General features: G+C 57.3%; 22 protein-coding genes, 1 tRNA gene and 2 pseudogenes. 15 read left to right on the top strand and 10 right to left on the bottom strand.

Going from position 1 to position 23020, the window contains the following annotated elements:
* Positions 1–951 carry an alpha-E domain-containing protein gene (locus tag AC5SEM_RS05565; RefSeq protein WP_016982907.1) on the top strand — a complete coding sequence of 317 codons (951 nt, stop codon included), beginning with the start codon at positions 1–3 and terminating at the stop codon, positions 949–951.
* Positions 948–1751, top strand: coding sequence for a transglutaminase family protein (locus tag AC5SEM_RS05570; RefSeq protein WP_034151732.1), 804 nt, complete (start codon positions 948–950; stop codon positions 1749–1751). Before AC5SEM_RS05565 ends, AC5SEM_RS05570 begins: the two co-directional genes overlap by 4 nt.
* A gap of 119 nt (positions 1752–1870) precedes the next feature.
* Here AC5SEM_RS05570 and AC5SEM_RS05575 read toward each other — a convergent pair whose 3' ends face one another.
* Positions 1871–2692, bottom strand: a complete 822-nt coding sequence (locus AC5SEM_RS05575; protein WP_495472338.1) for a c-type cytochrome — start codon at positions 2690–2692, stop codon at positions 1871–1873.
* A gap of 584 nt (positions 2693–3276) precedes the next feature.
* Here AC5SEM_RS05575 and AC5SEM_RS05580 point away from each other — a divergent pair.
* The 3 genes from AC5SEM_RS05580 to AC5SEM_RS05590 all read left to right on the top strand — a co-directional run bounded on the left by AC5SEM_RS05580 (position 3277) and on the right by AC5SEM_RS05590 (position 7466).
* The gene (locus AC5SEM_RS05580; protein ID WP_495472339.1) at positions 3277–4482 is read left to right on the top strand and encodes an acetyl-CoA C-acetyltransferase; all 1206 of its coding nucleotides are present in this window, start codon (positions 3277–3279) and stop codon (positions 4480–4482) included.
* Between the two features lie 24 nt (positions 4483–4506).
* The gene (locus AC5SEM_RS05585) at positions 4507–6651 is read left to right on the top strand and encodes a 3-hydroxyacyl-CoA dehydrogenase NAD-binding domain-containing protein (RefSeq protein ID WP_495472340.1); all 2145 of its coding nucleotides are present in this window, start codon (positions 4507–4509) and stop codon (positions 6649–6651) included.
* 92 nt (positions 6652–6743) lie between these two features.
* A complete protein-coding gene (locus AC5SEM_RS05590) occupies positions 6744–7466 on the top strand; it encodes an amidotransferase (RefSeq protein WP_175554920.1) in 723 nt (240 codons plus the stop codon).
* Between the two features lie 108 nt (positions 7467–7574).
* Here AC5SEM_RS05590 and AC5SEM_RS05595 read toward each other — a convergent pair whose 3' ends face one another.
* The 3 genes from AC5SEM_RS05595 to AC5SEM_RS05605 all read right to left on the bottom strand — a co-directional run bounded on the left by AC5SEM_RS05595 (position 7575) and on the right by AC5SEM_RS05605 (position 10309).
* Entirely contained in the window at positions 7575–8546 is a 972-nt protein-coding gene (locus AC5SEM_RS05595; RefSeq protein ID WP_116032841.1) for a magnesium and cobalt transport protein CorA, read from the bottom strand.
* Positions 8547–8680: 134 nt separating this feature from the next.
* A complete protein-coding gene (locus AC5SEM_RS05600) occupies positions 8681–9403 on the bottom strand; it encodes a lysophospholipid acyltransferase family protein (RefSeq protein WP_116032837.1) in 723 nt (240 codons plus the stop codon).
* 216 nt (positions 9404–9619) lie between these two features.
* Positions 9620–10309 carry a crotonase/enoyl-CoA hydratase family protein gene (locus tag AC5SEM_RS05605; protein WP_495472341.1) on the bottom strand — a complete coding sequence of 230 codons (690 nt, stop codon included), beginning with the start codon at positions 10307–10309 and terminating at the stop codon, positions 9620–9622.
* Positions 10310–10604: 295 nt separating this feature from the next.
* Between AC5SEM_RS05605 and AC5SEM_RS05610 the strand changes: the two genes are divergently transcribed.
* Together AC5SEM_RS05610 and AC5SEM_RS05615 are read left to right on the top strand one after the other, a co-directional pair.
* Positions 10605–10694, top strand: a tRNA-Ser gene (locus tag AC5SEM_RS05610).
* Between the two features lie 282 nt (positions 10695–10976).
* A complete protein-coding gene (locus AC5SEM_RS05615) occupies positions 10977–11165 on the top strand; it encodes a hypothetical protein (RefSeq protein ID WP_495472342.1) in 189 nt (62 codons plus the stop codon).
* 83 nt (positions 11166–11248) lie between these two features.
* Here the strand turns inward: AC5SEM_RS05615 and AC5SEM_RS05620 are convergent.
* Positions 11249–11461 (bottom strand): annotated as a pseudogene (locus AC5SEM_RS05620) (site-specific integrase); the annotation flags it as partial.
* Positions 11462–11576: 115 nt separating this feature from the next.
* Positions 11577–11866, bottom strand: a pseudogene (locus AC5SEM_RS05625) (DUF3077 domain-containing protein).
* Positions 11867–12455: 589 nt separating this feature from the next.
* Between AC5SEM_RS05625 and AC5SEM_RS05630 the strand changes: the two are divergent.
* The 3 genes from AC5SEM_RS05630 (at position 12456) to AC5SEM_RS05640 (ending at position 13599) form a co-directional block, all read left to right on the top strand.
* Entirely contained in the window at positions 12456–12710 is a 255-nt protein-coding gene (locus AC5SEM_RS05630) for a type II toxin-antitoxin system HicA family toxin (RefSeq protein ID WP_077571803.1), read from the top strand.
* The gene (locus AC5SEM_RS05635; protein ID WP_495472343.1) at positions 12707–13039 is read left to right on the top strand and encodes a type II toxin-antitoxin system HicB family antitoxin; all 333 of its coding nucleotides are present in this window, start codon (positions 12707–12709) and stop codon (positions 13037–13039) included. Before AC5SEM_RS05630 ends, AC5SEM_RS05635 begins: the two co-directional genes overlap by 4 nt.
* Before the next feature lie 356 nt (positions 13040–13395).
* A complete protein-coding gene (locus AC5SEM_RS05640; protein WP_495472344.1) occupies positions 13396–13599 on the top strand; it encodes a hypothetical protein in 204 nt (67 codons plus the stop codon).
* Positions 13600–13690: 91 nt separating this feature from the next.
* On the opposite strand, the gene AC5SEM_RS05645 is transcribed toward AC5SEM_RS05640, so the two are convergent.
* Complete coding sequence (locus AC5SEM_RS05645) at positions 13691–14110, bottom strand: hypothetical protein (protein WP_495472345.1); 420 nt, start codon at positions 14108–14110, stop codon at positions 13691–13693.
* Positions 14097–15269: a polymorphic toxin type 44 domain-containing protein gene (locus AC5SEM_RS05650; RefSeq protein ID WP_495472346.1), complete on the bottom strand. Its 1173-nt coding sequence runs from the start codon at positions 15267–15269 to the stop codon at positions 14097–14099. Before AC5SEM_RS05650 ends, AC5SEM_RS05645 begins: the two co-directional genes overlap by 14 nt.
* Before the next feature lie 152 nt (positions 15270–15421).
* On the opposite strand from AC5SEM_RS05650, the gene AC5SEM_RS05655 reads away from it, so the two are divergent.
* From AC5SEM_RS05655 to AC5SEM_RS05675, 5 genes are all read left to right on the top strand, one after another.
* Positions 15422–15742 (top strand): YbjQ family protein, encoded by a 321-nt coding sequence (locus AC5SEM_RS05655; protein WP_016985528.1) that lies wholly within the window; start codon positions 15422–15424, stop codon positions 15740–15742.
* A 249-nt stretch (positions 15743–15991) separates the two neighbouring features.
* Positions 15992–16180 carry a hypothetical protein gene (locus AC5SEM_RS05660; protein ID WP_077571808.1) on the top strand — a complete coding sequence of 63 codons (189 nt, stop codon included), beginning with the start codon at positions 15992–15994 and terminating at the stop codon, positions 16178–16180.
* Positions 16181–16503: 323 nt separating this feature from the next.
* Positions 16504–16875, top strand: coding sequence for a glycine zipper domain-containing protein (locus AC5SEM_RS05665; RefSeq protein ID WP_016983669.1), 372 nt, complete (start codon positions 16504–16506; stop codon positions 16873–16875).
* A gap of 136 nt (positions 16876–17011) precedes the next feature.
* A complete protein-coding gene (locus tag AC5SEM_RS05670; protein WP_007914081.1) occupies positions 17012–17431 on the top strand; it encodes a glycine zipper domain-containing protein in 420 nt (139 codons plus the stop codon).
* A gap of 122 nt (positions 17432–17553) precedes the next feature.
* Positions 17554–17721, top strand: coding sequence for a hypothetical protein (locus tag AC5SEM_RS05675; protein ID WP_177412604.1), 168 nt, complete (start codon positions 17554–17556; stop codon positions 17719–17721).
* 74 nt (positions 17722–17795) lie between these two features.
* Here the strand turns inward: AC5SEM_RS05675 and AC5SEM_RS05680 are convergent, their stop codons facing one another.
* Both AC5SEM_RS05680 and AC5SEM_RS05685 read right to left on the bottom strand, forming a co-directional pair.
* Positions 17796–18224 (bottom strand): DUF6896 domain-containing protein, encoded by a 429-nt coding sequence (locus AC5SEM_RS05680; RefSeq protein WP_495472347.1) that lies wholly within the window; start codon positions 18222–18224, stop codon positions 17796–17798.
* Positions 18221–22996: an RHS repeat-associated core domain-containing protein gene (locus tag AC5SEM_RS05685; protein ID WP_495472348.1), complete on the bottom strand. Its 4776-nt coding sequence runs from the start codon at positions 22994–22996 to the stop codon at positions 18221–18223. Before AC5SEM_RS05685 ends, AC5SEM_RS05680 begins: the two co-directional genes overlap by 4 nt.
* Positions 22997–23020: the final 24 nt, after the last annotated feature.

The raw sequence follows: 23020 nt of genomic DNA on the forward strand, positions 1-23020 counted from the left end.
ATGTTAAGTAGAACTGCCTCGGATCTGTATTGGATGTCGCGTTACCTGGAGCGGGCGGAAAACCTCGCCCGGATGCTCGACATCAGTTATTCGCTGTCGCTGATGCCGCAGGACGGTCGCGGCGACGGTTTGCACGAATTGGCCATGCCACTGTTGATCACCGGCACCCTCGACGATTATCTGGAGCGTCACGGCGCGCTGCATGCCGAACGCCTGCTGCACTTTTTTGCCCTTGATGCGGCCAACCCGGCGAGCATCTACAGCTGCCTCGGCGCGGCGCGGGCCAGCGCCCATGCCGTGCGCGGGCGCATCACGGCGGATATGTGGGAGAACATCAATTCGACGTGGCTGGAAATTCGCGGGATCGCCGAACAGGGCCTCAGTCGCTATGGCATGAGCCGTTTCTGCGAATGGATCAAGGAGCGTTCGCACCTGTTTCGTGGTGCGTCCTACGGCACGATCATGCGTAACGATGCATTTCGTTTCATTCGTCTCGGGACGTTCATCGAACGCGCGGACAACACGCTGCGGTTGCTCGATGCACGCTATGAAATGGCCGGCGATCAGGCTGAAGCGGTCAGCGACGGTACGGCCCACGCTTATTACCAGTGGAGTGCCTTGCTGCGCGCCTTGTCCTCCTTCGAGGCCTACACCGAAATCTACCGCGATGCGCCCGGCGCCCGTCACGTCGCCGAGTTGCTGCTGTTGCGTGCCGATGTGCCGCGCTCATTGCGAGCCTGCACCGAAGAGATCGACCAGATTCTCGCGCAGTTGCCTGGCGCCAATGGCCGACCGGCGCAACGTCTGGCAGCAGAGATGGACGCGCGCCTGCGCTACACCGGCATCAACGAAATTCTCGAGGAAGGCCTGCACGCCTGGCTGACCGAATTCATCCCGCTGGTGCGCCAGTTGGGCAACGCCATTCACAGTTCCTACCTGGAGGCTGCATGAGACTTTCCATAAGCCACGAGACCACCTATCACTACGAAGATCAGGTGCGGGCGAGCATCCAGTACCTGCGGCTGACCCCCCACGACAGCGAGCGTCAGCATGTGCTGAGCTGGCAACTCGACCTGCCACGCCCGGTGCGCGCGCAACTCGATCCGTTCGGCAATATCCTGCATGTGCTGACCATGGATGAACCGCACGAAGCGATCATCATCGGCGCCCGCGGGCAGGTCGATATCGACGAATTGCGCGAGGCCGAGCACGAGAGCCAGTCGGCGCTGCCGTTTCTGCGCTTCACTCGCTTGACCGAGGCCGATGAGGCGCTGCGTGCGTTCGCGGAAAAATCCTGCAAGCAGCGGCGCGATCGCACGGCGCTGATTGATTTGATGCACGGTTTGAATCAGCACATGACGTATACGCCGGGTTCTACTGAAGTCGACACCAGCGCGGCGGAAGCTTTCGCCGGACGTGCCGGGGTTTGTCAGGATCACGCTCACGCGTTTCTGGCTTGCGCACGCAGCCTCGGGATTCCATCGCGTTATGTGTCGGGCTATTTGTACAGCGAGGATTGCGAGCATCTGGCGAGCCACGCCTGGGCGGAAGCCTGGCTGGATGACGCTTGGTACAGCTTTGATGTGACCAATCAACTGGCGCGGCCGGAGCGGCATTTGAAACTGGCGGTGGGTCTGGATTATCTGGATGCCTGCCCGGTACGGGGCATGCGCCGGGGCGGTGGGTGCGAGCAGATGCATGCGAAAGTGTTTGTCTCGCCGACGCCAGTCATCTCCGTCCAACAACAGTAACTGGCCCACACAAAACCCTTGTAGGAGTGAGCCTGCTCGCGATAGCGGTCTGTCAGTTACAAATGTGCTGACTGATACACCGCTATCGCGAGCAGGCTCACTCCTACAAGGAAATGTGCTCAGGGCTTAACCTTGCGCCCGGCCATGTGTTTCAAATATCCCACCAACATCTGCAAATCCCCATCCGGCAACACCTCCACCGAAAACCCCGGCATCTTTGCCTGTGGCCACTGACGCAGACTCTGCGGATCACGAATGTAACGCTTGAGGAAATCCGCGCCGAAATACTCGGTCGGGTTATACGGAATATTCAGATCCGGCCCGAACTGCGCATCCCCCGCACCGTTCAACCGGTGACACGCCAGACAGTTCTTCTGAAACAGCACAAACCCTTGGTTCACCGGGTCATCCGCCTTCAACGCAGGATACGGCAGCAGGGCAGGGAAGCGTTCGGCCACCGGCGCCATGCGCTTGATGCTCGCGACCTGGAATGGCCATTGCTCCGGGCTGATATTGCCAGCCTGTGGATCGCTCCAGACCAGATAGAACGGCCCGGCGCTGTGCTTGCCTTCCGACAGCGGTGGCCACGGCTGTGCCGGATCTTCGATGGCCAGCCATGCCCGTGCGCCGTCGCGGTTGAGTAACGGAGCCGCAGCCAATTCCGCGGCAAACCCGTCCAGTGCCACCGCTTGCAGATGATCTTGCGGTTTTATCCCGGTCAGCAGCGCAGCCACAGGCACGACGCGATAGGTCATGTCCTTCTTGTAGGACACATCGTTTTTGATCGTGAGGGTTTGCACTTGAGGATGCTTGAGCAGTTCTTCGGTCTGCCAGGTGCGGCTGTTTGCGCCCAGTTGCAGATCCAACTGTGCGGCAGACAAGGGCATGCTCAGCAGCATGGCCCCGAACACAATGAGCGCTTTCAAATGATCGCCGTCCATGTCGTGGGAGTGCGCAAGGTTGGCACAGCCACGCTGGCCCGGGTAGCGGGCCAGTCACATTTTCAGTGGCGATAAACAGCACCTGCCGCTCGATTCAGCCGATGACCTTGGTCAGATTCGGCAAAATCAACAACAGCGTCGTGGCGAAAAGAATGAGCCCTGCTTGACGAACTTTCGGTTGTTTGAACATGGCTTGACCGCCTTTATTGTTATTTCCTGATGCTTGCCTGCATATCCATGACGGCAAGCGCTGCACTTCCTGTTGAAGAACGTCGGCCTCGGCAAAACCCGACGACTCTGACGTACATGTACTACCTTAGGGCCCGCGTCACGCTTGGCTTAGATCCATTTCATATGGAGTACTAGGCAATTGCGATTAAAAAGGCATGAGGCTTATTGCCAGCTTCTTTGCCGCCCGCTGGCTAGACAACTCGCCGACCTGAACCGGTTCACCCAGCCTTCTGTGACCGTCCGTCTGAGCGTGTGCGTCAACCGCATTGAGCGCTGTGGTCATTGAAACCATGACGGCTTGGGCCAAGAGTGAAGGTACAAGAAATCACTCACCGCACAGGTTCGAGGACGACATGACCCAAGCTTTGATATTCGATGCGCTACGCACGCCCCGTGGCAGAGGCAAGGCCGATGGCGCTTTGCACAGCGTCAAACCGGTGAATCTGCTGGCCGGTCTGCTGACCGCGCTGCAAGCGCGTAACGCGCTGGACACCAGTCAGGTCGATGACGTGGTGGTCGGCTGCGTCACGCCGATTGGCGATCAAGGCTCGGACATCGCCAAAACCGCCGTGCAAGTGGCCGATTGGGACGTCAGCGTTGCGGGCGTGCAGATCAACCGTTTCTGCGCCTCGGGACTCGAAGCGGTCAACCTCGGCGCAATGAAAGTGCGCTCGGGCTTCGAAGACCTGGTGGTGGTCGGCGGCGTCGAGTCGATGTCGCGGGTGCCGATGGGCAGCGATGGCGGCGCCTGGGCGCTGGACCCGCAAACCAACCTGCACAGTCATTTCACTCCGCAAGGTGTTGGCGCGGACCTTATCGCCACGCTGGAAGGCTTCAGCCGTCAGGACGTCGATGCCTACGCCTTGCACTCGCAACAGAAAGCCGCACGGGCGCGGGCTGACGGCTCGTTCAACAAGTCGCTGGTGCCGGTGCAGGACCAGAACGGCATCATCCTGCTCGATCACGATGAGTTCATTCGTGCCGAGTCGACTCTGGAAGGCTTGGGCAAGCTCAAGCCGAGTTTCGAAATGATCGGGCAGATGGGTTTCGACGCGACGGCATTGCGGGTCTACAGCCATGTCGAGCGAATCAATCACGTGCACACACCGGGTAACAGTTCCGGGATCGTCGACGGTGCCGCGCTAATGCTGATCGGCTCCGAAGCCAAGGGCCGCGCGCTGGGGCTGCAACCTCGGGCGCGGATTGTCGCCACGGCGGTTACCAGCACCGATCCAACGATCATGCTCACTGGCCCTGCGCCGGCAACGCGCAAGGCGCTGGCCAAGGCCGGGTTGCGCGTTGAAGACATCGACCTGTTCGAGGTCAACGAAGCGTTTGCTTCGGTGGTGCTGAAGTTCATCAAGGACATGGCCGTCGACCCCGACAAGGTCAATGTCAACGGCGGCTCCATCGCCATGGGCCACCCGCTGGGCGCGACCGGTTGCGCGATCCTCGGCACCTTGCTCGATGAGCTGGAAGCGCGACGCCAGCGCTATGGCCTGGCGACGCTGTGCGTCGGCGGCGGCATGGGCATTGCCACCATCATCGAACGCCTCTGAGCCCCGAATTCAAGGAATCTTGTTATGAGCGAAGCCATTCGTTACGAAAAAGGCCAGGACGCGATCGTCGTGCTGACCATCGACATGCCGGGCCAGAGCGCCAACACCATGAACGCTGTGTACCGCGAGGCCATGGCTGCGTGCGTCGCCCGGCTGGTGGCGGAAAAAGACAACATTGCCGGGGTCATCATCACCTCGGCGAAGAAAACCTTCTTTGCCGGCGGCGACCTCAATGAGCTGATCAAGGTCGGCAAGCCAGAAGCCAAAGCCTTCTACGACATGGTGCTGACCCTCAAGGGGCAATTGCGCACTCTGGAAACCCTCGGCAAACCGGTGGTCGCGGCGATCAACGGCGCGGCGTTGGGCGGCGGTTGGGAAATCTGCCTCGCCTGTCATCATCGCGTGGCGCTGGACGATGCATCGGTGCAACTCGGTCTACCGGAAGTGACCCTCGGCCTGTTGCCGGGCGGCGGCGGGGTGGTGCGCATGGTGCGTATGCTTGGCATCGAAAAGGCGCTGCCGTATTTGCTCGAAGGCAAGAAAGTGCGTCCGCAACAGGCGTTGCAGGCGGGTTTGATTGATGACCTGGCGGCGAACCGCGATGAATTGCTGGCCAAGGCGCGCGCCTGGATCGTTGCCAATCCGACGGCCGTGCAGCGCTGGGATGTGAAGGGTTATCAGATTCCGGGCGGCACGCCGTCGAATCCGAAAGTCGCGCAGATGCTGGCGATTGCTCCGTCGATTCTGCGCAGCAAGACCCAGGGGACAATGCCGGCACCGGAGAAAATCCTCTGCGCGGCAGTCGAGGGCGCTCAGGTCGATTTCGATACTGCACATCTGATCGAAACCCGTTACTTCACTGAACTGACCACCGGCCAGATCTCGAAAAACCTCATCGGCACGTTCTGGTTTCAACTCAATGAGATCAACGCCGGAGGTTCGCGGCCGCAGGGCTTTGCGCCTTATAAGACGCAGAAGGTCGGCGTGCTCGGCGCCGGGATGATGGGCGCGGGGATTGCATTTGTCAGTGCTTTGGCGGGGATTGAAGTGGTGCTCAAGGACGTCAATCTGGCTGCCGCCGAAAAAGGCAAAGCACATTCTGCCGCGTTGCTGGACAAGAAAGTCGCTCGCGGACAGATGGATGCTGCGAAGCGTGATGAGGTGTTGGCGCGGATCAAGCCGTCCGAAAGTGATGCCGACCTCGCGGGTTGCGATCTGATCATCGAGGCGGTGTTTGAAGATCGCGATCTCAAGGCCAGGGTTTCCTCTGCCGCCCAGCAAATTGTCGGCGCCGAAGCTGTCATCGCCTCGAATACATCGACGCTGCCGATCACCGGCCTGGCAAAGGCTGTGCCTGATCCTGGAAAATTCATCGGTCTGCATTTCTTCAGTCCGGTAGAGAAAATGCCATTGGTGGAAATCATCAAAGGCGCGCAGACCAGCGACGAAACCCTGGCTCGAGGTTTCGATTTCGTCCTGCAAATCAAGAAGACCCCGATTGTGGTCAACGACAGTCGCGGCTTCTTTACCTCGCGGGTATTCGGCACGTTCACCAATGAAGGCATTGCCATGCTTGGTGAAGGCGTGAGCGCGCCAATGATCGAGACCGAAGCGCGCAAGGCCGGGATGCCGGTCGGACCTCTGGCGATCTCCGACGAAGTTTCCCTCAGCCTGATGAGCCATATCCGTCAGCAAACCGCCAAGGACCTACAGGCAGAAGGGAAATCGCTGATTGAGCACCCGGCCTTCGCCGTGATTGACTTGCTGCTTAACGAATACAAGCGTCCGGGCAAAGCGGCGGGTGGCGGTTTTTACGATTACCCAAGCGGTGCACAGAAACATTTGTGGCCCGAACTGAAGACGCGATTCGAGAGAGCCGATGGGCAGATTTCGCCCAAGGATGTGCGTGATCGGCTGCTATTTGTACAAGCCATTGAAACCGTGCGCTGTGTGGAGGAGGGTGTGCTGACCTCGACGGCGGACGCCAACGTTGGCTCGATCTTCGGTATCGGTTTTGCAGCGTGGACGGGCGGTGCGTTGCAGTTCATCAACCAATACGGGGTGACGGATTTCGTCGCTCGCGCGCAGTATCTGGCCGAGCAGTATGGCGAGCGTTTCGCGCCGCCAGCGTTGCTGCTGGATAAAGCGGCAAAAGGTGAAATGTTCTAAGGGCAACGAGCATTCCGGGGCTTGCCTTGCCAGGGTGTTTCAAGGCAGGCTCTGGGGTGTTCATTATTCCCATCACGTGTCAGGTATTTTTTATGTCGCTACGCATCTGCATTCTGGAAACCGACATCCTGCGTCCGGAACTGGTCGATCAATATCAGGGTTACGGGCAGATGTTCCAGCGCCTGTTCTCGCAGCAACCGATTGCCGCCGAGTTCACTGTCTACAACGTGATGCAGGGCGAATACCCAAGCGATGACCTGACCTTCGACGCGTACCTGGTCACCGGCAGCAAGGCTGACTCGTTTGGTACTGATCCGTGGATCCAGACCCTCAAGGAATACCTGCTGACTCGTTACGAGCGTGGCGACAAACTGCTCGGCGTTTGCTTCGGCCATCAATTGCTGGCGCTGCTGCTCGGCGGCAAGAGCGAGCGTGCGACGCAGGGTTGGGGCGTCGGCACTCACAACTACAAACTGGCGGCGAAGGCGCCGTGGATGAGTCCGGTACGTGAGGAACTGACGCTGCTGATCAGCCACCAGGATCAGGTCACAGCGCTGCCGGAAAACGCCACGGTGATTGCTTCCAGTGATTTTTGCCCGTTTGCGGCCTATCACATCAACGATCAGGTGTTGTGCTTCCAGGGCCACCCGGAGTTCATTCACGATTACTCGCGGGCGCTGCTCGATCTGCGTCAGGAAGCGTTGGGTTCGCAGATCTACAGCAAAGGTGTGGCCAGTCTCGAGCAGGAACACCATGGTGCGACAGTCGCGGAATGGATGATGCGTTTTGTGGCGCATAAGCCAGAAACTGTCTAAGGCCAAAAGCTTCGCGAGCAGGCTCGCTCCCACATTGGATTTTCGGTGCGCCACCGATCAATGTGGGAGCGAGCCTGCTCGCGAATGTTCCAGTCAACTCGGTCTGCGCTACAACCACCCGGATTTCTTGAAGCTCGCCCACAAACTTACACACCCCACCGCAATAAACCCCAGCACCCCGAAGTAACCGTAGTGCCAGCTCAACTCCGGCATGTTCTGGAAGTTCATCCCGTAAATCCCCGCCACCGCCGTCGGAAACGCCAGGATTGCCGCCCAGGCAGCAAACTTGCGCTGTACCACGCTTTGCCGTGAAGCCTCGAGCAACACACCGATCTCGATGGTCTGGCTGGCGATGTCGGCCAAAGTGCTCAGGTCTTCCATCTGCCGCGTTACGTGGATCTGCACATCGCGGAAGTATGGGCGCATGTTCTTGTCGATAAACGGGAAACTCAGTTTCTGCAGTTCCTCGCCAATCTCCACCATCGGCGCCGCGTACCGGCGCAGGCGCACGACATCGCGGCGCAAGCCATGCAGCTTCTGAATGTCACGTTCATTCAACGCGCTACACAACACGTTGCGCTCCAGTTCATCGATTTCGGCATGGATCGCTTCGCCGACCGGCTGGTAGTTCTCGATGACGAAATCGAGCAACGCATACAGTACGAAATCTTCCCCATGCTCCAGCAGCAGCGGACGCGCCTCACAGCGTTGGCGGACATGGGCGTAGGACGCCGAGTGGCCGTTACGCGCGGTGATGATGTAGCCCTTGCCGGCGAAGATGTGCGTTTCGATGAACTGCAGAACGCCGTGTTCGCGGATGGGCGAATAGGTGACGATAAACAGAGCGTCGCCAAAGGTTTCCAGCTTCGGTCGGCTGTGTTTTTCCAGGGCGTCTTCAATGGCCAGTTCGTGCAGGTTGAACTGACGTTGCAGATTGGACAGTTCCTGTGCGTCCGGTTCTTCCAGACCGATCCAGACAAAGTGACCGGTTTTCGCGGCCCAGGCAGCGCCTTCGTCGAGGGTAATATTGGTGACTTTCTTGCCTGCGCTGTACACCGCAGCAGCAACAACTCGACCCATGGTGGTGATTCACTTCTTCTTGGCAGGTGGCAGGGAATACAAGGCTTCAGCTTAGCCGTGTCGCTGCTTGAGAGTCAGTGAAATCTGTACAGTTCACCGGGCAAAAGAAAACCCGCACAGGGCGGGTTGTCTTTTCAGGCGGCTTGCAGTTGCCGATCCATCGACTCAATGCACTCGCGCATCTGTTCGCGGCACTGATTGATGAGCATGGGCATGTCATCCATGGTCAATCCGGCTGTAGGAATCGCCGGCAGCGAGCGTATGAGAATTTTTCCGCTGCGCCAGCGATTCAGACGCATGTGCTTGATGTAACTGCTCACGCAAACCGGAACGATCGGTACACCAGCGGCAATTGCCATCTGGAACGCGCCTTTCTTGAAGGGCAGCAATTCTTCGCCGAGGTTGCGCGTGCCCTCCGGGAACACCCAGATCGAGGTGTCTTCGTTCTGCAAGGTATTGGTGGTGGTCAGCATCGACTGGCGTGCCTTGTGCGCATTGCCACGGTCGATCAACACATTGCCGGCCAGCCAGAACAGTTGTCCGAACAGTGGCACCCACTTGAGGCTCTTCTTGCCGATGCACACGGTACGGCGCGGCACGACGTTGCCGAAAACGAACAAGTCATAGTTGGACTGATGGTTGGCGATGATCACGCAACTGTCGGGTTTGTTCATCAAACCGCTGACATCGGATTTCACCCGTAAACGCAAAATACACATCGCTGGTAGCGCGTAGAGGCGGGCGCACAGCCGGCTGTTGTCCGGATTGAACGGGCGGCAGATCCCGAGAATCACCCCGAGCACGCCGGCGAGAATAAAGTGCAGGCCCATCAATAACATACGAAACACGAACAGCATTTTCAGGCCCACCGGGACAAAAGGTGGCGCAGTGTACGGATGTGCACTGTTTTCGGCAATTGCCACTATAGAGTCCGGAGATAGCCGATGTTTAAGCGCATGTTTCCGAATGGATGGTCAGACCTGTCCTAGAGCTGTTGCAGACTTTTAAACCATGCGTGCAAGAAAAAGCCCGACACGACGGTCGGGCTTTTCGTTACGTTCTTGAATCCAGCCTTAACCCAGATGCTCCTGATCCTGGATGATCGCGTTATCCAGCGCTTCCAGCAGTGCCTTACGGACTTTCAACTTGGTGTTCTTGTGCGCGAGCATATTGATCTTTTTCAACTGACGCGCAGCGGCGAGGGCGGCACCTTGCAGCTCTTCGGCGGAAACCACCTTGTCGAGAAAACCGGCATCCACGGCGCTTTTCGGATCGAACATTTCGCCGTTGATCACCGAGCGGTGAAACGCCGAGCGACGCAGACGATCACGCGCCAGCTCGATACCGGCGTGGTGCATGGTCATACCGATCTGCACTTCGTTCAGACCGATGCTGAACGGGCCATCAACACCGATGCGGTAATCGGCAGACAACAGAATAAACGCGCCCTTGGCCACGGCATGACCCGGGCAAGCGACGATCACCGGGAACGGGTGAGAGAGCAGACGACGCGCCAACGTCGAACCGGCAGTCACCAACGCTACCGCTTCTTTCGGGCCGGCTGTCATCACCTTCAGGTCATAGCCGCCGGACAAAATCCCGGGCTGACCGGTAACGATCACGATGGCACGATCAGTCACCGCCTGATCCAGCGCCGCGTTGAATGCCGCAATCACGTCCGGAGAAATGGCATTGACCTTGCCGTTGCTCAAGGTCAGGGTCGCGATACCGTCTTCGAGGTGGTAGGAAATCAACTCACTCATGACGCTATTCCTTGTAAGAAAGATGGGCAGACGTTACCCACCGCCGCAGGCCAGGTAAAGCGCCGTGACTGACTCGCCAGTCATCGTTTCCCGGCCCACCCAGCGTAACGAGGCATTGCGCTTCTATATAGAAGGGCCGCACCCACCGAAGATTGGCCGGTTTGCCATGGCCCGCCGGTGGGCAAAATGGTTTTTTCTCTTAACCGCATGAAAATTCTGAAAAAAAGTTTGCCATCGCAAAAGCTTTCGACTACATTAGCGCGCCTCGACAGACAGAACATGTTTGAAGAGATACGGTGAAGTGTCCGAGTGGCTTAAGGAGCACGCCTGGAAAGTGTGTATACAGGAAACTGTATCGAGAGTTCGAATCTCTCCTTCACCGCCACATTCAGTAAACGCAAACCCCTGATTTTCCTAGAGAAAGTCGGGGGTTTGTGGTTTTTGGCGTCTGGAAAATGGTGATATGGGACCAAATCTGGGACCAGAGCAGATTAAGCGCTTCACACTTCGTATAGGTGGGTCTGATCAGTCGGCCCACTTGCCGGTCAGCGCTTTGAAATTTTGATCACATAGACGACAGCACTCGGCTATGAAGAATTTCTGAAAGCTCTCCATGGGGGCGGCCACTGTGATTGCAATGAGCCATCATCCACAAGGAGTTGTACCGATGGCTGTTGAAGACGTAAAAGAAGTAATGAGCACTGACAACGTAAGTAAGAGCAACGCTTACCTCAGAGCTGGCTGGATCCTTTTGGCCGTGAATCCTGCCAGGCAAGAAGATGGTTCGCCTTGGACTTGGTATTCACTTGGCTGGACTTTGCCAGGGGCACCTGTACATCCAGATTATCCGCGCTGAGCGTGAATAGAGCCGCTTAATTAAAAAGCCCCCGAGTCTAGGAACAGGCTGGGGGCTTTTTTCTGAGCAGAGAGATTTGGAGCTTAGATTTTCAACGCTAATTGCAACATTCCTACAACATCCGGTCCATCTTCGTTAATCCAAGTCCCATAGTGCTGCCGAATCATATTCCCGTTGGTATGGCCCATCTGTTCAGCGATCCAGTCAATTGAAGCCACGCCTGTAGTCAGCAACTGGCTGGCATAGGTATGCCAGCATTGACCAGGCCCCCGATAACGCGCCCCGGCCGCATTCAAGCCCGGCCCCGCGTCGGGCTTTTTGATGCTTGGGGGAGGGCGCCGAAAGCACGCCCAACCACCGTCGAAGCACTCAAACGCAGAGGCTCCGCTCGCTATTTTGCGGCTTTCAGTGTCACCGGGCCGGGCCGGGGCATGGTGACATGGCTTTGAGGACATCATCGACCACCGCTTTTGCGAACACCGTCAGCAAGTGCGCGCCCCAGGCTATCGGTCAGTTTCCTTCGCGAAAGCGGCGTCTTCTGCCAGTGATTTGGCCAGGCACAGCAGATCTGATGCCTGAGTCAATGCGTCCTTGAACGGAACGCCGGCACAAACCTGAAACAGTGGCTTGTCCGCGCAATAGATGAAGTGGGTGTGACCGATGGTTTTTTCTTCGGCTCTTTGATCATTTGGCACCTCCAGTAATGGAGGGCAATTGGGAAGAGAATGGAATTAAGCGTTGAGGCTGAGGTGGGGCATATATGAGGGAAGCGCTGTACATGGTCTAACTCCTTGACATGAGGAGCTGCCACTGTCGTTTCCAAGCGAATGGGTGGCAGCTGTACGCAGGTTGGAAACCGGGAGTCAAGGAGACCGGCACGCCCTAAAGACGTCCCACGCACAGCCGCCATAACATAAACCTACAGTCGTAAAAGTACGCTGACGCTTATGAGGGGAGCGCTGTTGCGTGACTCGACGGGTTTCCAAGCCCGATCGCTGAATGTGCAGCGATGTCTGGAGAATATTCCGGCGAATTGAAGGTCGGCAAGGCACTTGCCTGCTGAGAGCAAAGAAGTCGTGCTTCCTTACGCAACTCGCGGAGTTTGCCTACAACCGCGACCTGAGTCACTCGATATTCTGATGGTCGTGCCAAACAGGCGGTGGGCTTGATACGAAAAAACGCCACTCCCCGATAAGGATAGTGGCGTTTTTTCGTATCGAAGGCTTGCTTCACGTAGCTGCGGTAGGACTGCGGGTACAAAATTTTTGTGCGGTATCATGATATAATACCATGAACAATAAACAGCTCAGTACGCTCAAAGCTGTATTCTCCAAGCCCGTACCGAACACACTGGAATGGGCCCGAATCGAAGCCCTCTTCGGTGCGGCGGGCGCCCGGACAATCGAAGGCAACGGCTCTCGAGTGCGTTTTGAATTGAACGGTGTGGTCGCCACCTTTCACCGACCTCACCCAGACAAAGAAGCAAAGCCCTATCAAGTGCGTGACGCGCGGGCTTTCCTTGAGCAAGCAGGAGTCATCCCGTGAACGTAATGAACTACAACGGCTATGCCGCCCGAATCGATTACAGTGATGAAGACGGCCTGTTTGTCGGCCACATCGCGGGCATCAAAGATGTCGTTGGCTTCCACGGTGAGTCGGTCGCAGAACTGCGCAAAGCTTTCCAAGAGGCCGTAACTGACTACCTTGAAACCTGCGCCAAACTCGGTCGCGTCCCCCAAAAACCCTACTCGGGCAATCTCAGCCTGCGCCTGGCGCCGGCTCTCCATGCCACAGTCGCTGTAAAGGCACAGCTGGCCCAGAAGAGCATCAACCAATGGGTGGCGGATATTCTGGATCGTGAAGCGCACGCTTGAAATTTTGCTTTTACGAGTTTCGGCGAAACCACGTTGAAGACCTGAATCAACGCTCGTTGTTATGAAAAATCCCGCTTCAGCTTCGACTGAAGCGGGATTTTTTTTGGGGCAGATAAAGCTGTCATAACTAATATTCTCCATTAGCGATTCCACTGAGCGAGTAGGGCATTTCGTCGGCATCTGAAGCTATCATGCGAAGAGTCTTAATATGCTGGTTATGCGTGCAGTGTTATACGCATGAGCATTTGAATCGATGAAAACCTCAACCACCGTCGCATCTATCTCACAATCAAGAGACCTAATGCACTGGCAAGCCATGCTGGCGGACAGAACCGCGCTACTTGCGGAGCAATGTCATGGTGAATTCTTCGGTAGGCAAGGAGCTGGGGCGCGCCGCCAATGTCGCTCGTGTAGATGTGGGCATGCCACTTGATCCAGATCCTTTGCCCCCGTTGCTGGACGCAACACTTGCAGGCATGGCCGTTATGGGATTCGTTCTCAGCGGCATCGAATACATTGATGGCTGCGTTATGCGCAGTATTGGTGGTGCAAAGGAGTGACTGGTATTTCCGATAAAGAACGGGGCACGGCGGCCCCGTCTACGAAGATCACTTCGATCCACTTGATGTTGCTCGAAAGCAGACAGTTTACCTATGACCGGAAAGGGTCAGGCTCGCCGGTGCATTGCTTCAATCGAGCAATAACGTCCGGGCGGGTTTTAGCAATATCGATCCTGCCTGTTTCATCTAGATAGATGTCAATGGTTCGACCCCACTTGGGTGTGATGTCGATGCACCTCTGAAAACCTTTATCAGTCCACCAATCGAACATCATGAAAAAGTCGTCATCGGGGAATAGGTAGCCGAACTCAACGGCCGAGCCACCGTGCTTGATATCGCCTCTATGAATCCTGTCTTGAGTATTCCAAACGTAGTGAAAATCTCCCTCGCTGTTCGGGGAAAAATTCACCGCTACGACTGGGGAGCCGAAATACCAAAACGCGATTGGAAGGGCGACGAGTATCAGGAGGATCCAGCGCCCATACCGCCGACCGGTTTTATTTGCATTCATGTAATTTGATTCCTTTTCCCCATTCCTTAGGCGGCACTGCAAGGACTTGATCCATGATCATTTTGGCTGTGATGCCACCATTGGGATGTTGACGATAGAGATTCACACCGATGCTTATGGATATTCGATCGGGCGCATCATCCCACGCCCTCAGACCGTCGACATTGGCTGAGCGGTTTGGGCCAGGTAATTCCCATTGCTCTTTAGGCTTTGTTACGACTTCTTGGGCTTTGCGTAGGGCATCTGAAATGATTTGCTCACCACCGGCACCATCCAGCAGCACACTCTCGGATAGACCTCCAGCCCTGCCCACATAGCCGTAATGGACGTTCGACCAAATGTCATAGAAATACTCGTACTTTCCTTGCTTGTGCCAAACGCCTCCGATGGTCTTGCGGATGATCGGCTTGTGGTCCCAAGGGCGATTCTGACCGACACGCTCAGTCCAAATGGCCAATGCTCTGGCTTTCATCCCAAGCGCCATACTATAGAAATCAGGCTTTGGACCGAGTTGAAGCCAGAAGGGCTGCGCCATGTATTCCTTGGTTTTCGCATGGGCGTCGTAGCTGTTCAATTCCCTCATCTGGCGAACGGCTGGGCTATTAATGTTGGTGTTCATCTCGGCCGCGATGTAGCTCGCCAGCTTTTCCATCATGTCAGGGTCTTTACAGACAGCAGGTTCAGCTTTTGGCTCGGGTTTCTTTTCCGGCTTTTTTACGGGTGGCTTGGCTGCGGGCTTCGGTGCTACCAGGGCATTCGCAGCAGTGGCCTTTTCAGTGAGCTTTGGATCGGCCAACAAGGTCGCCATTTTCTCATCGTCCACGGAGCCATCGGGGCGGAAGGCCCCGAGCGCCATGAAGTTGATGATTGTTGCACCACCAGCATCTCCCATGACAAAGCCGCCACCGACATCGCCTGATCCTGTGATGATCGTCCCGCCATGGCTGGTGGGACTTCCCAAGTGAGCCATAGGGCGGCCATTCACCTGGATAGAGGGAAAGCCCGTTGTGATGACAGCGCCACATCCACAGGTATCACCGACACGGGCAGAGCCCATCGTGTTGATGTTTACGTCACCGCTGGCGGAGGCAATCGGGGTGGTGCCGTGACCTGGCAATGGGCAGACGTGCTTGTCACCCAGGCGAGCAGAAGAAATCATTTATCGTCCTTGAGTCATTCATCCGTGTCATGAACCAGCGTCGTGTTGGTTCGGGGGGAGACTACCGCAAACGTATGAAAGGGTCTGTAAGAAAAAGCCGTTTTGAGCGATTACAATCGCGGATTTACTCATCCGTATAAGGACGACATTCCATGATCATTTCCACCACTCACGCCATTGAAGGCCGGCAGATCACAGCGTATTTGGACATCGTCAGCGCCGAGTCGGTACAGGGCGTCAATGTGATCCGTGACATGTTCGCCGGTATGCGCGATTTTTTCGGCGGACGTTCGCAGACACTGGAGCGGGCGTTGAAGGAGGCGCGTATTCAGGCGACCGAAGAGATCAGGGAGCGGGCGCGTGCTCTGCAGGCGGATGCGGTGGTCGGGGTGGATTTCGAGATCAGTATGCCCGGCGGCAAGGGCGGGATGGTGGTGGTGTTTGCGACGGGGACGGCGGTGAAGTTGCGCTGAGTTTTGATCAACAGGCTTGTGAGCCCATTCAGAGTTGAATGGGCTTTTTTTGTCTGCGTTCAGCCCTGCGGCTTGGGGGCCATAACAGTTCAGCGGTGTGATTAAGTATTGCAGGCCATTCGTCGGGCGTCAGCTGATCTGAATTACAAGTCCAGGAATGACCGACTAGTCTCAAAAGCAGAGGAGGTCGGTATTTTTTCAGGCAAAAGAGTTTTTGCCGGTATCGGTCTGTTGCGAAGGGGAAAAGATATGACTGGTCCGTATATCGAAGACGATGGCGCTGAATTTTCCTTCAATAACTGTGTACGGTGCGGTCAGACCGAGTACCAGTCAGGTTTTGGCGAGGATCCGGTGCAAATCGGCAAGATCAAATCCACGGCACCTAAAGGACCGAAGGCGAAATTCCTGCCCAAGGTCACTGCACGATCCAGAAAATAATCATTCTCTGAATAACCCCGTCATTGAACGGGGTTTTTTATGCTTGAGCGTTCGAGGAAATATCTTACGGACGATGTTTGGCGGATGTGGCTGGATTTCACAAACTTTTCACGTCTGCCGCAGTAGGGTGAAGCCATCCGTTAGAAAGCAAGTCTCCAGCCCGTCTCCCCAGCGGGCTTTTTTTTGCCTGTCATAAAACCTTTTCCAGAATCGCTGTCCAATCGGCGCCGAGTACGCGAAGCCACTGATTTAGGCTGGACTTCTTCGCGGCGACAGCATTAAATCCCGGCCCTTTTGTCATCCCAATTTTTGAGGTTTTCGTCATGCGTTTAACACTGCCCGCTCTGGTTCTTGGGCTTCTGGTTGCTCAAGGTGCAATGGCTGCTGGCGATGGTACTGCGGCGCTGGGCGGCGGTCTGGGTGGCGCGCTGGGTAATGTCGTCGGCCAGAAAATGGGCGGCAGCACTGGCGCGGCAATCGGTGCTGGCGTAGCAGGCGCGGCCGGTAGCGCAATGGCCGCGCGCAAGGGTAGCCGGACGAAAGCGGCGATTGGCGGCGGTGTTGGCGCGGCCGGTGGTTCGGTGATCGGCAACAGCTTGGGCGGCAGAACCGGCGCCACGATCGGTGCAGGCCTGGGCGGCGCTGCTGGCGGCGCGGTGGGCAGCAACTTGTCCAAAGGTCACAAGCGTCACTGAGACTGATCGTTGTCCGAAAAAGCCCGACTTGATGTCGGGCTTTTTCATGGCTGAACGTTTTTCCCGTTTGCGTCTCCAATCTCACATAGGCCCATGTCTGGGCGGACTGTCCCGCTTCGGGAACTGTGAGGTTCATATGCGCTTGTCATTATCTGCACTGTTTTTCGGTTTGCTGGTAGCACAAGGGGCGATGGCCGCCGGTGATGGCACCGCCGCTGTGGGTGGCGGCCTGGGCGGCGCGCTCGGCAATGTGGTCGGTGGACAACTCGGTGGCAGTACTGGCGCGGCGGTAGGTGCGGGTGTTGGTGGCGCGGCCGGCAGTGCCGTCGGGGCGAATAAACGCAATCGAACCGAAGCGGCCATTGGTGGTGGTCTCGGCGCGGCGGGCGGCTCGGTCGTCGGCAACAGCCTCGGCGGCTCTACGGGTTCGACCATTGGCGCAGGGTTGGGCGGCGCGGCGGGTGGTGCGGTCGGTAATAACCTGGGTGACGATGGTGGCTCTCATTCGGGCGGCGGTCATAAACACAAGAACAAACATAAAAACCGCCATCATTGATGGAGGGTTAAACGGAAACCCGGCTTTTTGCCGGGTTTTTTGTATTTGCTCGTCGGACACCGGAACGATTGGCTGTAGGGCTTTTCGAACGTCATACACGCCACGAGATGATGAGGTTTGCCATGACTCCCGAAACTGAAGGCAAGGAAGAGAAAGGTTCGAGTGGACTGCCGCCTATCAATGATCCGGGGAATGAGGATCCGGGGTCGTTGATGGATGATGCGACGGTGCCGTTGAATGATTCGGATGAGGCGGATATGGAGTATGAAGAGGATGAGGATGAGCAGTGATGGGGAGTAGGGTGGATTAAGAGTTTGGAGTTGGTTTTAGGGCCTGAGTGAACAGGCCCTTTTGGTGGTCATGTCTAATCGGTTTCTTTTGAGTCAGCCAATACATACAAGTTACTTATGTCTGACATTTTTTTGATTTTTTTTAGCTTTAAATATTCATCGAGTTCTTTTTTAATGGTTTCTTCATCGCAATATTTTCTATGTTTAGAGGGTCTGTCACGGGCAAAGTAGTATAAGCGCCGAGTATCAAACCCATTGATTTCACCGTTTGGGCCATAGTCAAAATCTACGCTTCCTGTCGATAAATTGATGCGGCAGCCAATACCATGCAATACATATTTAACGCCTCGAGTGACTCTCCCGCATCGCTTTATTGCCTTGGTGCGCCAAAGCCTTCGAATGTCACGAGTGCCAAATTTGCGCTCAAATATCAGTGTGCTGGACTCCACCATGGAGATAAAGTCATTTATCAGGATGTCCAAAGTTTCATTTTGATCAGTCATCTTCTTCTCCGATGCTCCAATCTGTCTAAACCTACGTTGTTTGCTGATTCTATTACATCTTCAATACTGTTTAGAGTTTTGTCGTATTTTATGAGGTCGGTTATGAGTTTAATTGTCACATTTGTCGAAGTTTGTCGTGCAGCTGCTGCGCGATGGTGTCCGTCCAGAATATATAGGTTGCCGTCATGTTCTATGACATCGATGGGATCTGTTGGATCGTATCCGTTGAGCATTTTATTTTTATAATCATCGACTGTCTTGGTTGAGGTCTTTCCCTCTATTGTATGTATTCTCTTCAAAGTTTTCGGATCTATATTGTGAGCAATCGCCGGTAGGTTCGGATCTCCTTCATCAACCTTAACCCCATCACTTCCACCCGGCACCTCACACCCAGGCTTATTCGGCGGCGGGCAGTTGGAGTTCAACCCCAACGGATCCACCCACCCCGTCGGATTCGGCACGTACTGGTACTGATTCAGCCCACCGGCCAACTTGATCGGATCCGGTGTCAAATACCGTCCCAGCCTCGGGTCGTAGTACCGATGCCGGTTGTAATGCAGGCCGCTTTCCCCGTCGAAATACTGCCCCTGAAAGCGCAGCGGCTGGTTCAGGTAGTCCTCGCCGGCCAGGGTCAGTGCGGCGACTTTGCCGTAGGCGTCGTATTGCGCGGACCAGACGATGTCGCCGCTGTAGTCGGTGAGTTCCTGGGGGGTGCCGAGGTGGTCGAGTTGGTAGTAGAACGGGCAGGCTTTTTTCGGGCCTTTGCCGTCGAGTAGCGCGAGGGGGCGGAAGTTGCCGGGTTCGTAGACGTAGCTGCGGTATTCGCGTTCGCTGCTTTCGGCGACGAGGTGGTCGCCCTGCCAGAAGAATTCGGTGGTCTCGCCATTGGTGGTTTTGCTGATGCGTCGGCCGAAGGCGTCGTACTTGTAAGACGCGGTCTGACCGTCGGGGCGGGTCAGGCCGATCAGGCGGTGCTGGCTGTCGTAGCGGTATTCGGTGACGAGTGTCTGCGCGCGGCCTCGCCGTTCGCGGATCAGGTTGCCGAAGGCGTCGTAGTCGTAATGACGGTCGCCCTGCATCAGCAGGCGATTGCCCTTGATCTGGCTCGGGCCGGGGCGGTCCTGCATCAGCAGGTTGCCGGCCGGGTCGTGGGCGAAGGATTCCGGCAGTTCGTCGCGCGAGTGGCGTACGCGGATCAGGCGATTGAGGGCGTCGTAGCCGTAGGTGCGCTGACCGTGGCGAGTGTCGGCAATGTGCGCGAGATTGCCGTTGGCGCTGTAGGCATAATCGCGGCGGTACAGCGAATCGCGCTGATGGCCTACGGCGTGGGCGAGTAATCGTCCCTGATCGTCGTAGGAGTATTCGCTGAGCAGCAGGCCCTGTTGGCGTTGCCGTTCGCGCCCAGACTGGTAGACGTGGCGTGTCAGCGGCGTGCCGTTGAGGTCGATGTCGGTCAGCGCGCCGCCCTTGGCGTGGCGGTAGTCGAGCACGCTGTTGTCCGGCAGGCGCATGCGTTTGAGCTGACCACAGGCGTCGTAGCGGTAACGCAGGGTGCCCCAGCCCTGATGCTCGGTGATCAAGCGGTCCTGGCGGTCGTACTCGAAGGCCAGCGGGTGTTGCTGGCCGTCGTCGACACCGACCAAGCGGCCGAGGCGGTCGTATTGATAAGTGACCTTGATCCCGTCCGGCAGAGTTTTGACCAGCAGCCGGCCAGCAGCATCGCGTGCATATCCGGTAATCAGCGTCGAGCCGTCATCACCGAACTCGGTCTTTTCCAGCAGATGGCCGTTGAGGTCATAGGCGTACGCCGTGCGCCGGCCATCAAAACCGCTTTCCTGACGAATCAGCCCGGTCGGCGTGTAATCGAGCCGGTACTTTTCCCCGGACTCGTTTTCGATCTCGGTGAGCAATAACTGCGCATGGTCGTAGCGGTACTGCACCCGCGTGCCGTCAGGGTTGATTCGGCGCGAAACCAAGTGCAGATCGTCGTCATATTCGTAACGGGTAATGCGCCCGAGTTCATCGCGCTCGGCAGTGACCTGGCCGTAGGCGCCATAGCTGTAGGCGCGGGTGCTGCCGGTAGGAAAAGTCGTCTGAATCAGTCGGCCAACGGCGTCCCAATGCTGACGGGTGACCGCACCGTGTTCGTCGACGGTGGTGGTCCGCCGACCCAGTGCGTCGTAGGAAAAACGCCGCACGCCACCGTCGGGCAGCGTTTCTTCGGTCAACTGGCCAAGGCTGTTCCAGACCAAGCGATGCCGGCTGCTGTCCGGGTAGCGGATCGACAGCAACTGACCCCGGGTGTCGTAGTAGTAATGGGTGACCTGGCCATCGGGGTCGACCGCTTCGGTGACATCGCCCTCGGCATTGCGCCGGTAGATCCACACCGCCTCGCCGCGAGAGCGTTTGTGCAGGAAACCGTTGCGATACTCGTAGGACGTGGGCGCCTCATCCGGGGGAATCAGCGCAATCAGCCGTCCGACCTCGTCGTAGCGGTATTCGGTGACCGCACCCAAGGCATCCTGCTGGGCGATCAACCGGCCGGCATCGTCATAGGCCTTGAGCTGCTCACCACCGTCGGCCGAGACTTTACGCATCAGCCGCGCCCGATCATCGTGGACGTAGGTCTCTTCGGTGCCATCGACGTAATGCACCGCCACGCTGCCGTCGCCATTCCAGACGTAACGGGTGTCCATCTGCGAAAACGACGCCCAATGACGCACGCAACGCGCGGCTTTCCCCGAGCGCTCCCACTCCCAGAAAAAACTCGCGCCGCCGGCCAGTTGCCGCTGCAGAATCACGTGAGCGTCGTCGTAGTCGTAACGCTCGCTGTCACCGACGGCGTTGGTCGCTTCGACCAGATGCTGGTAGGCGTCGTAGCGGTAACTGACCAGCGCCTGTTCGGTACTCCAGGCTCCGTCGCGAAACACCTGATAATCGACACCGAGCAACTGCGCGCGGTCATAGCGCAACAGCAGCGAACGCCCGGCCCCGTTATCCAGTCGCTGCACCCGGTCAGAGCGATCGCTCTGCACCGTCAGACGATTGCCATAGGCATCGCTGATCGCTGTCAGTCGTCCTGCGCGAAAGTGATAAAACCGCGCCGTTTCCCCGGCCAGCGCGAGTATCAGCTCTTCCGGTTCATCCCCCAGAAAGATCGCCGCCCGCGACAGGCTGTTGTGAATCGCCGGTCGCTCAACACTCGGCAGCGGAAAACGGGTACGCCGGTTTTCGTGGTCAATCCAGACCACAAAGTCGCCTTCAAAGGCCAGCCGATGCGCCAGCGAATGACTCCAGCCAAACCCCAGCCCGGTATCGATTTCCACCGCACTGCTGCGATACAACCGCGTGAACTCAAACGGCAACACGCCATCGAGCACCGCATCAGTCAGGGTCAGCAGTTCTTCACCGGTGACCATCGACACCGGGCAGCCGTTGGTACAGGTGCGCGGCACGCAATCGGCGCTGTCGCCGTTGGGGTTTTTCGCCTGATCCGGCGAATCGTCGTGAGGCTCATGCCGCTCGATCCGGCTCGAACCGCCAGACTTGTCCCGCACAACAGGCGCCGGATTCGGCACGGTCAACACCACAGAATCAGCCTGACGAATGTTCAGCGGTATCGCCGGTGTCGGTTTCAACTCAACGTCACGCACATTGAGCATCAGCGGCTTCAAAACGCTGGCATGCCGCGTCAAATCCGCCGAGGACGTCAGTTCGGCCAAGCGCAACGCAGAGGCCGCCAGCCATTCCCGAGCGCGAGGCGACTTGACCTTCGCCAGCACCTTGCTGCTCAAACGCAGCGGCACGCCGACGCCCCCCGACAAGCCCATCAGCAGAAAACTGATCAGCAGTTCGACCCGCACCTCGGCCACCACTTCGGCCAGGTGCTGCGGCGGCAGCATCTTCAGCCAACTGGTAAACGCGGCCAGATGAATGAACAGCAGCGGTTCGTCACTGAGGATCAGCAGACCGTTGGCGATGGCGTCGCTGGAGGCATTCAATAACGCCTCAAGCTCGGCCTCGCTGAGGTACTCCAGCAATTTTTCACTGTTGGCCTGCAGGTCGGCGAGGAGGGCGAATATCTGTTTGATGTCATCCCAAACGCCATTCAGGGCTTTCTCGAACCCGCGCCAGTCGGCCTGTTGCAACTGACCGTAACGCTGAAGAAATCCGGCGCTGGAAAACTCCGTCCACTGTGGGTTAAACCCTGCCCACTCCGCGCGCAGCCAGCCTTCCAGGCCTGCAATGACACCTTCATAAGAGGCATACAGAGCACGCACATGGTCGGTGGACACATCGGGAAAGAAGGTGATGCGATAACGCTGGCCCCGATCGCAATCGGTCACCTGCAGAATGCCGCTGGGGCCGATGGTGTGGTGCCGTGGTTCGCCGAAAGTCAGCACGCCGCCGACATCGGCAAGCACCGGTTCGAGGGTTACCGGGGTGTTGCCAATCGGCACAAACCGCGCGGCCTCGAACATGTGCACCAGCGTCAGCGACCCGCTGGCCGAGCACATGACCACCGATGAACTGAGCGGTTGACGCGACTTGATCGGCGCGCTGAGGCGCACGTCGTTACCGACGGTGAAGACCTGCTCGACATCCAGCGCGGTGCCTGTCCAGAACTGCTCGGCCCAGGCGTCGTAGTGGTTCAGACACAGGCGGAATTCGCGGATCAGGTGTTCGAAGTCCGGCTCGTCCGGGTTCAAAGCAGCAACAACGAGCAGGCCGATGCTGTTGTTCAGGGCCAGCAGCCGATCGGTTGGAAGCATTCGCAGTCTCTCGCGCACATCAAA

The sequence above is a fragment of the Pseudomonas sp. CH61 genome (assembly GCF_059429415.1).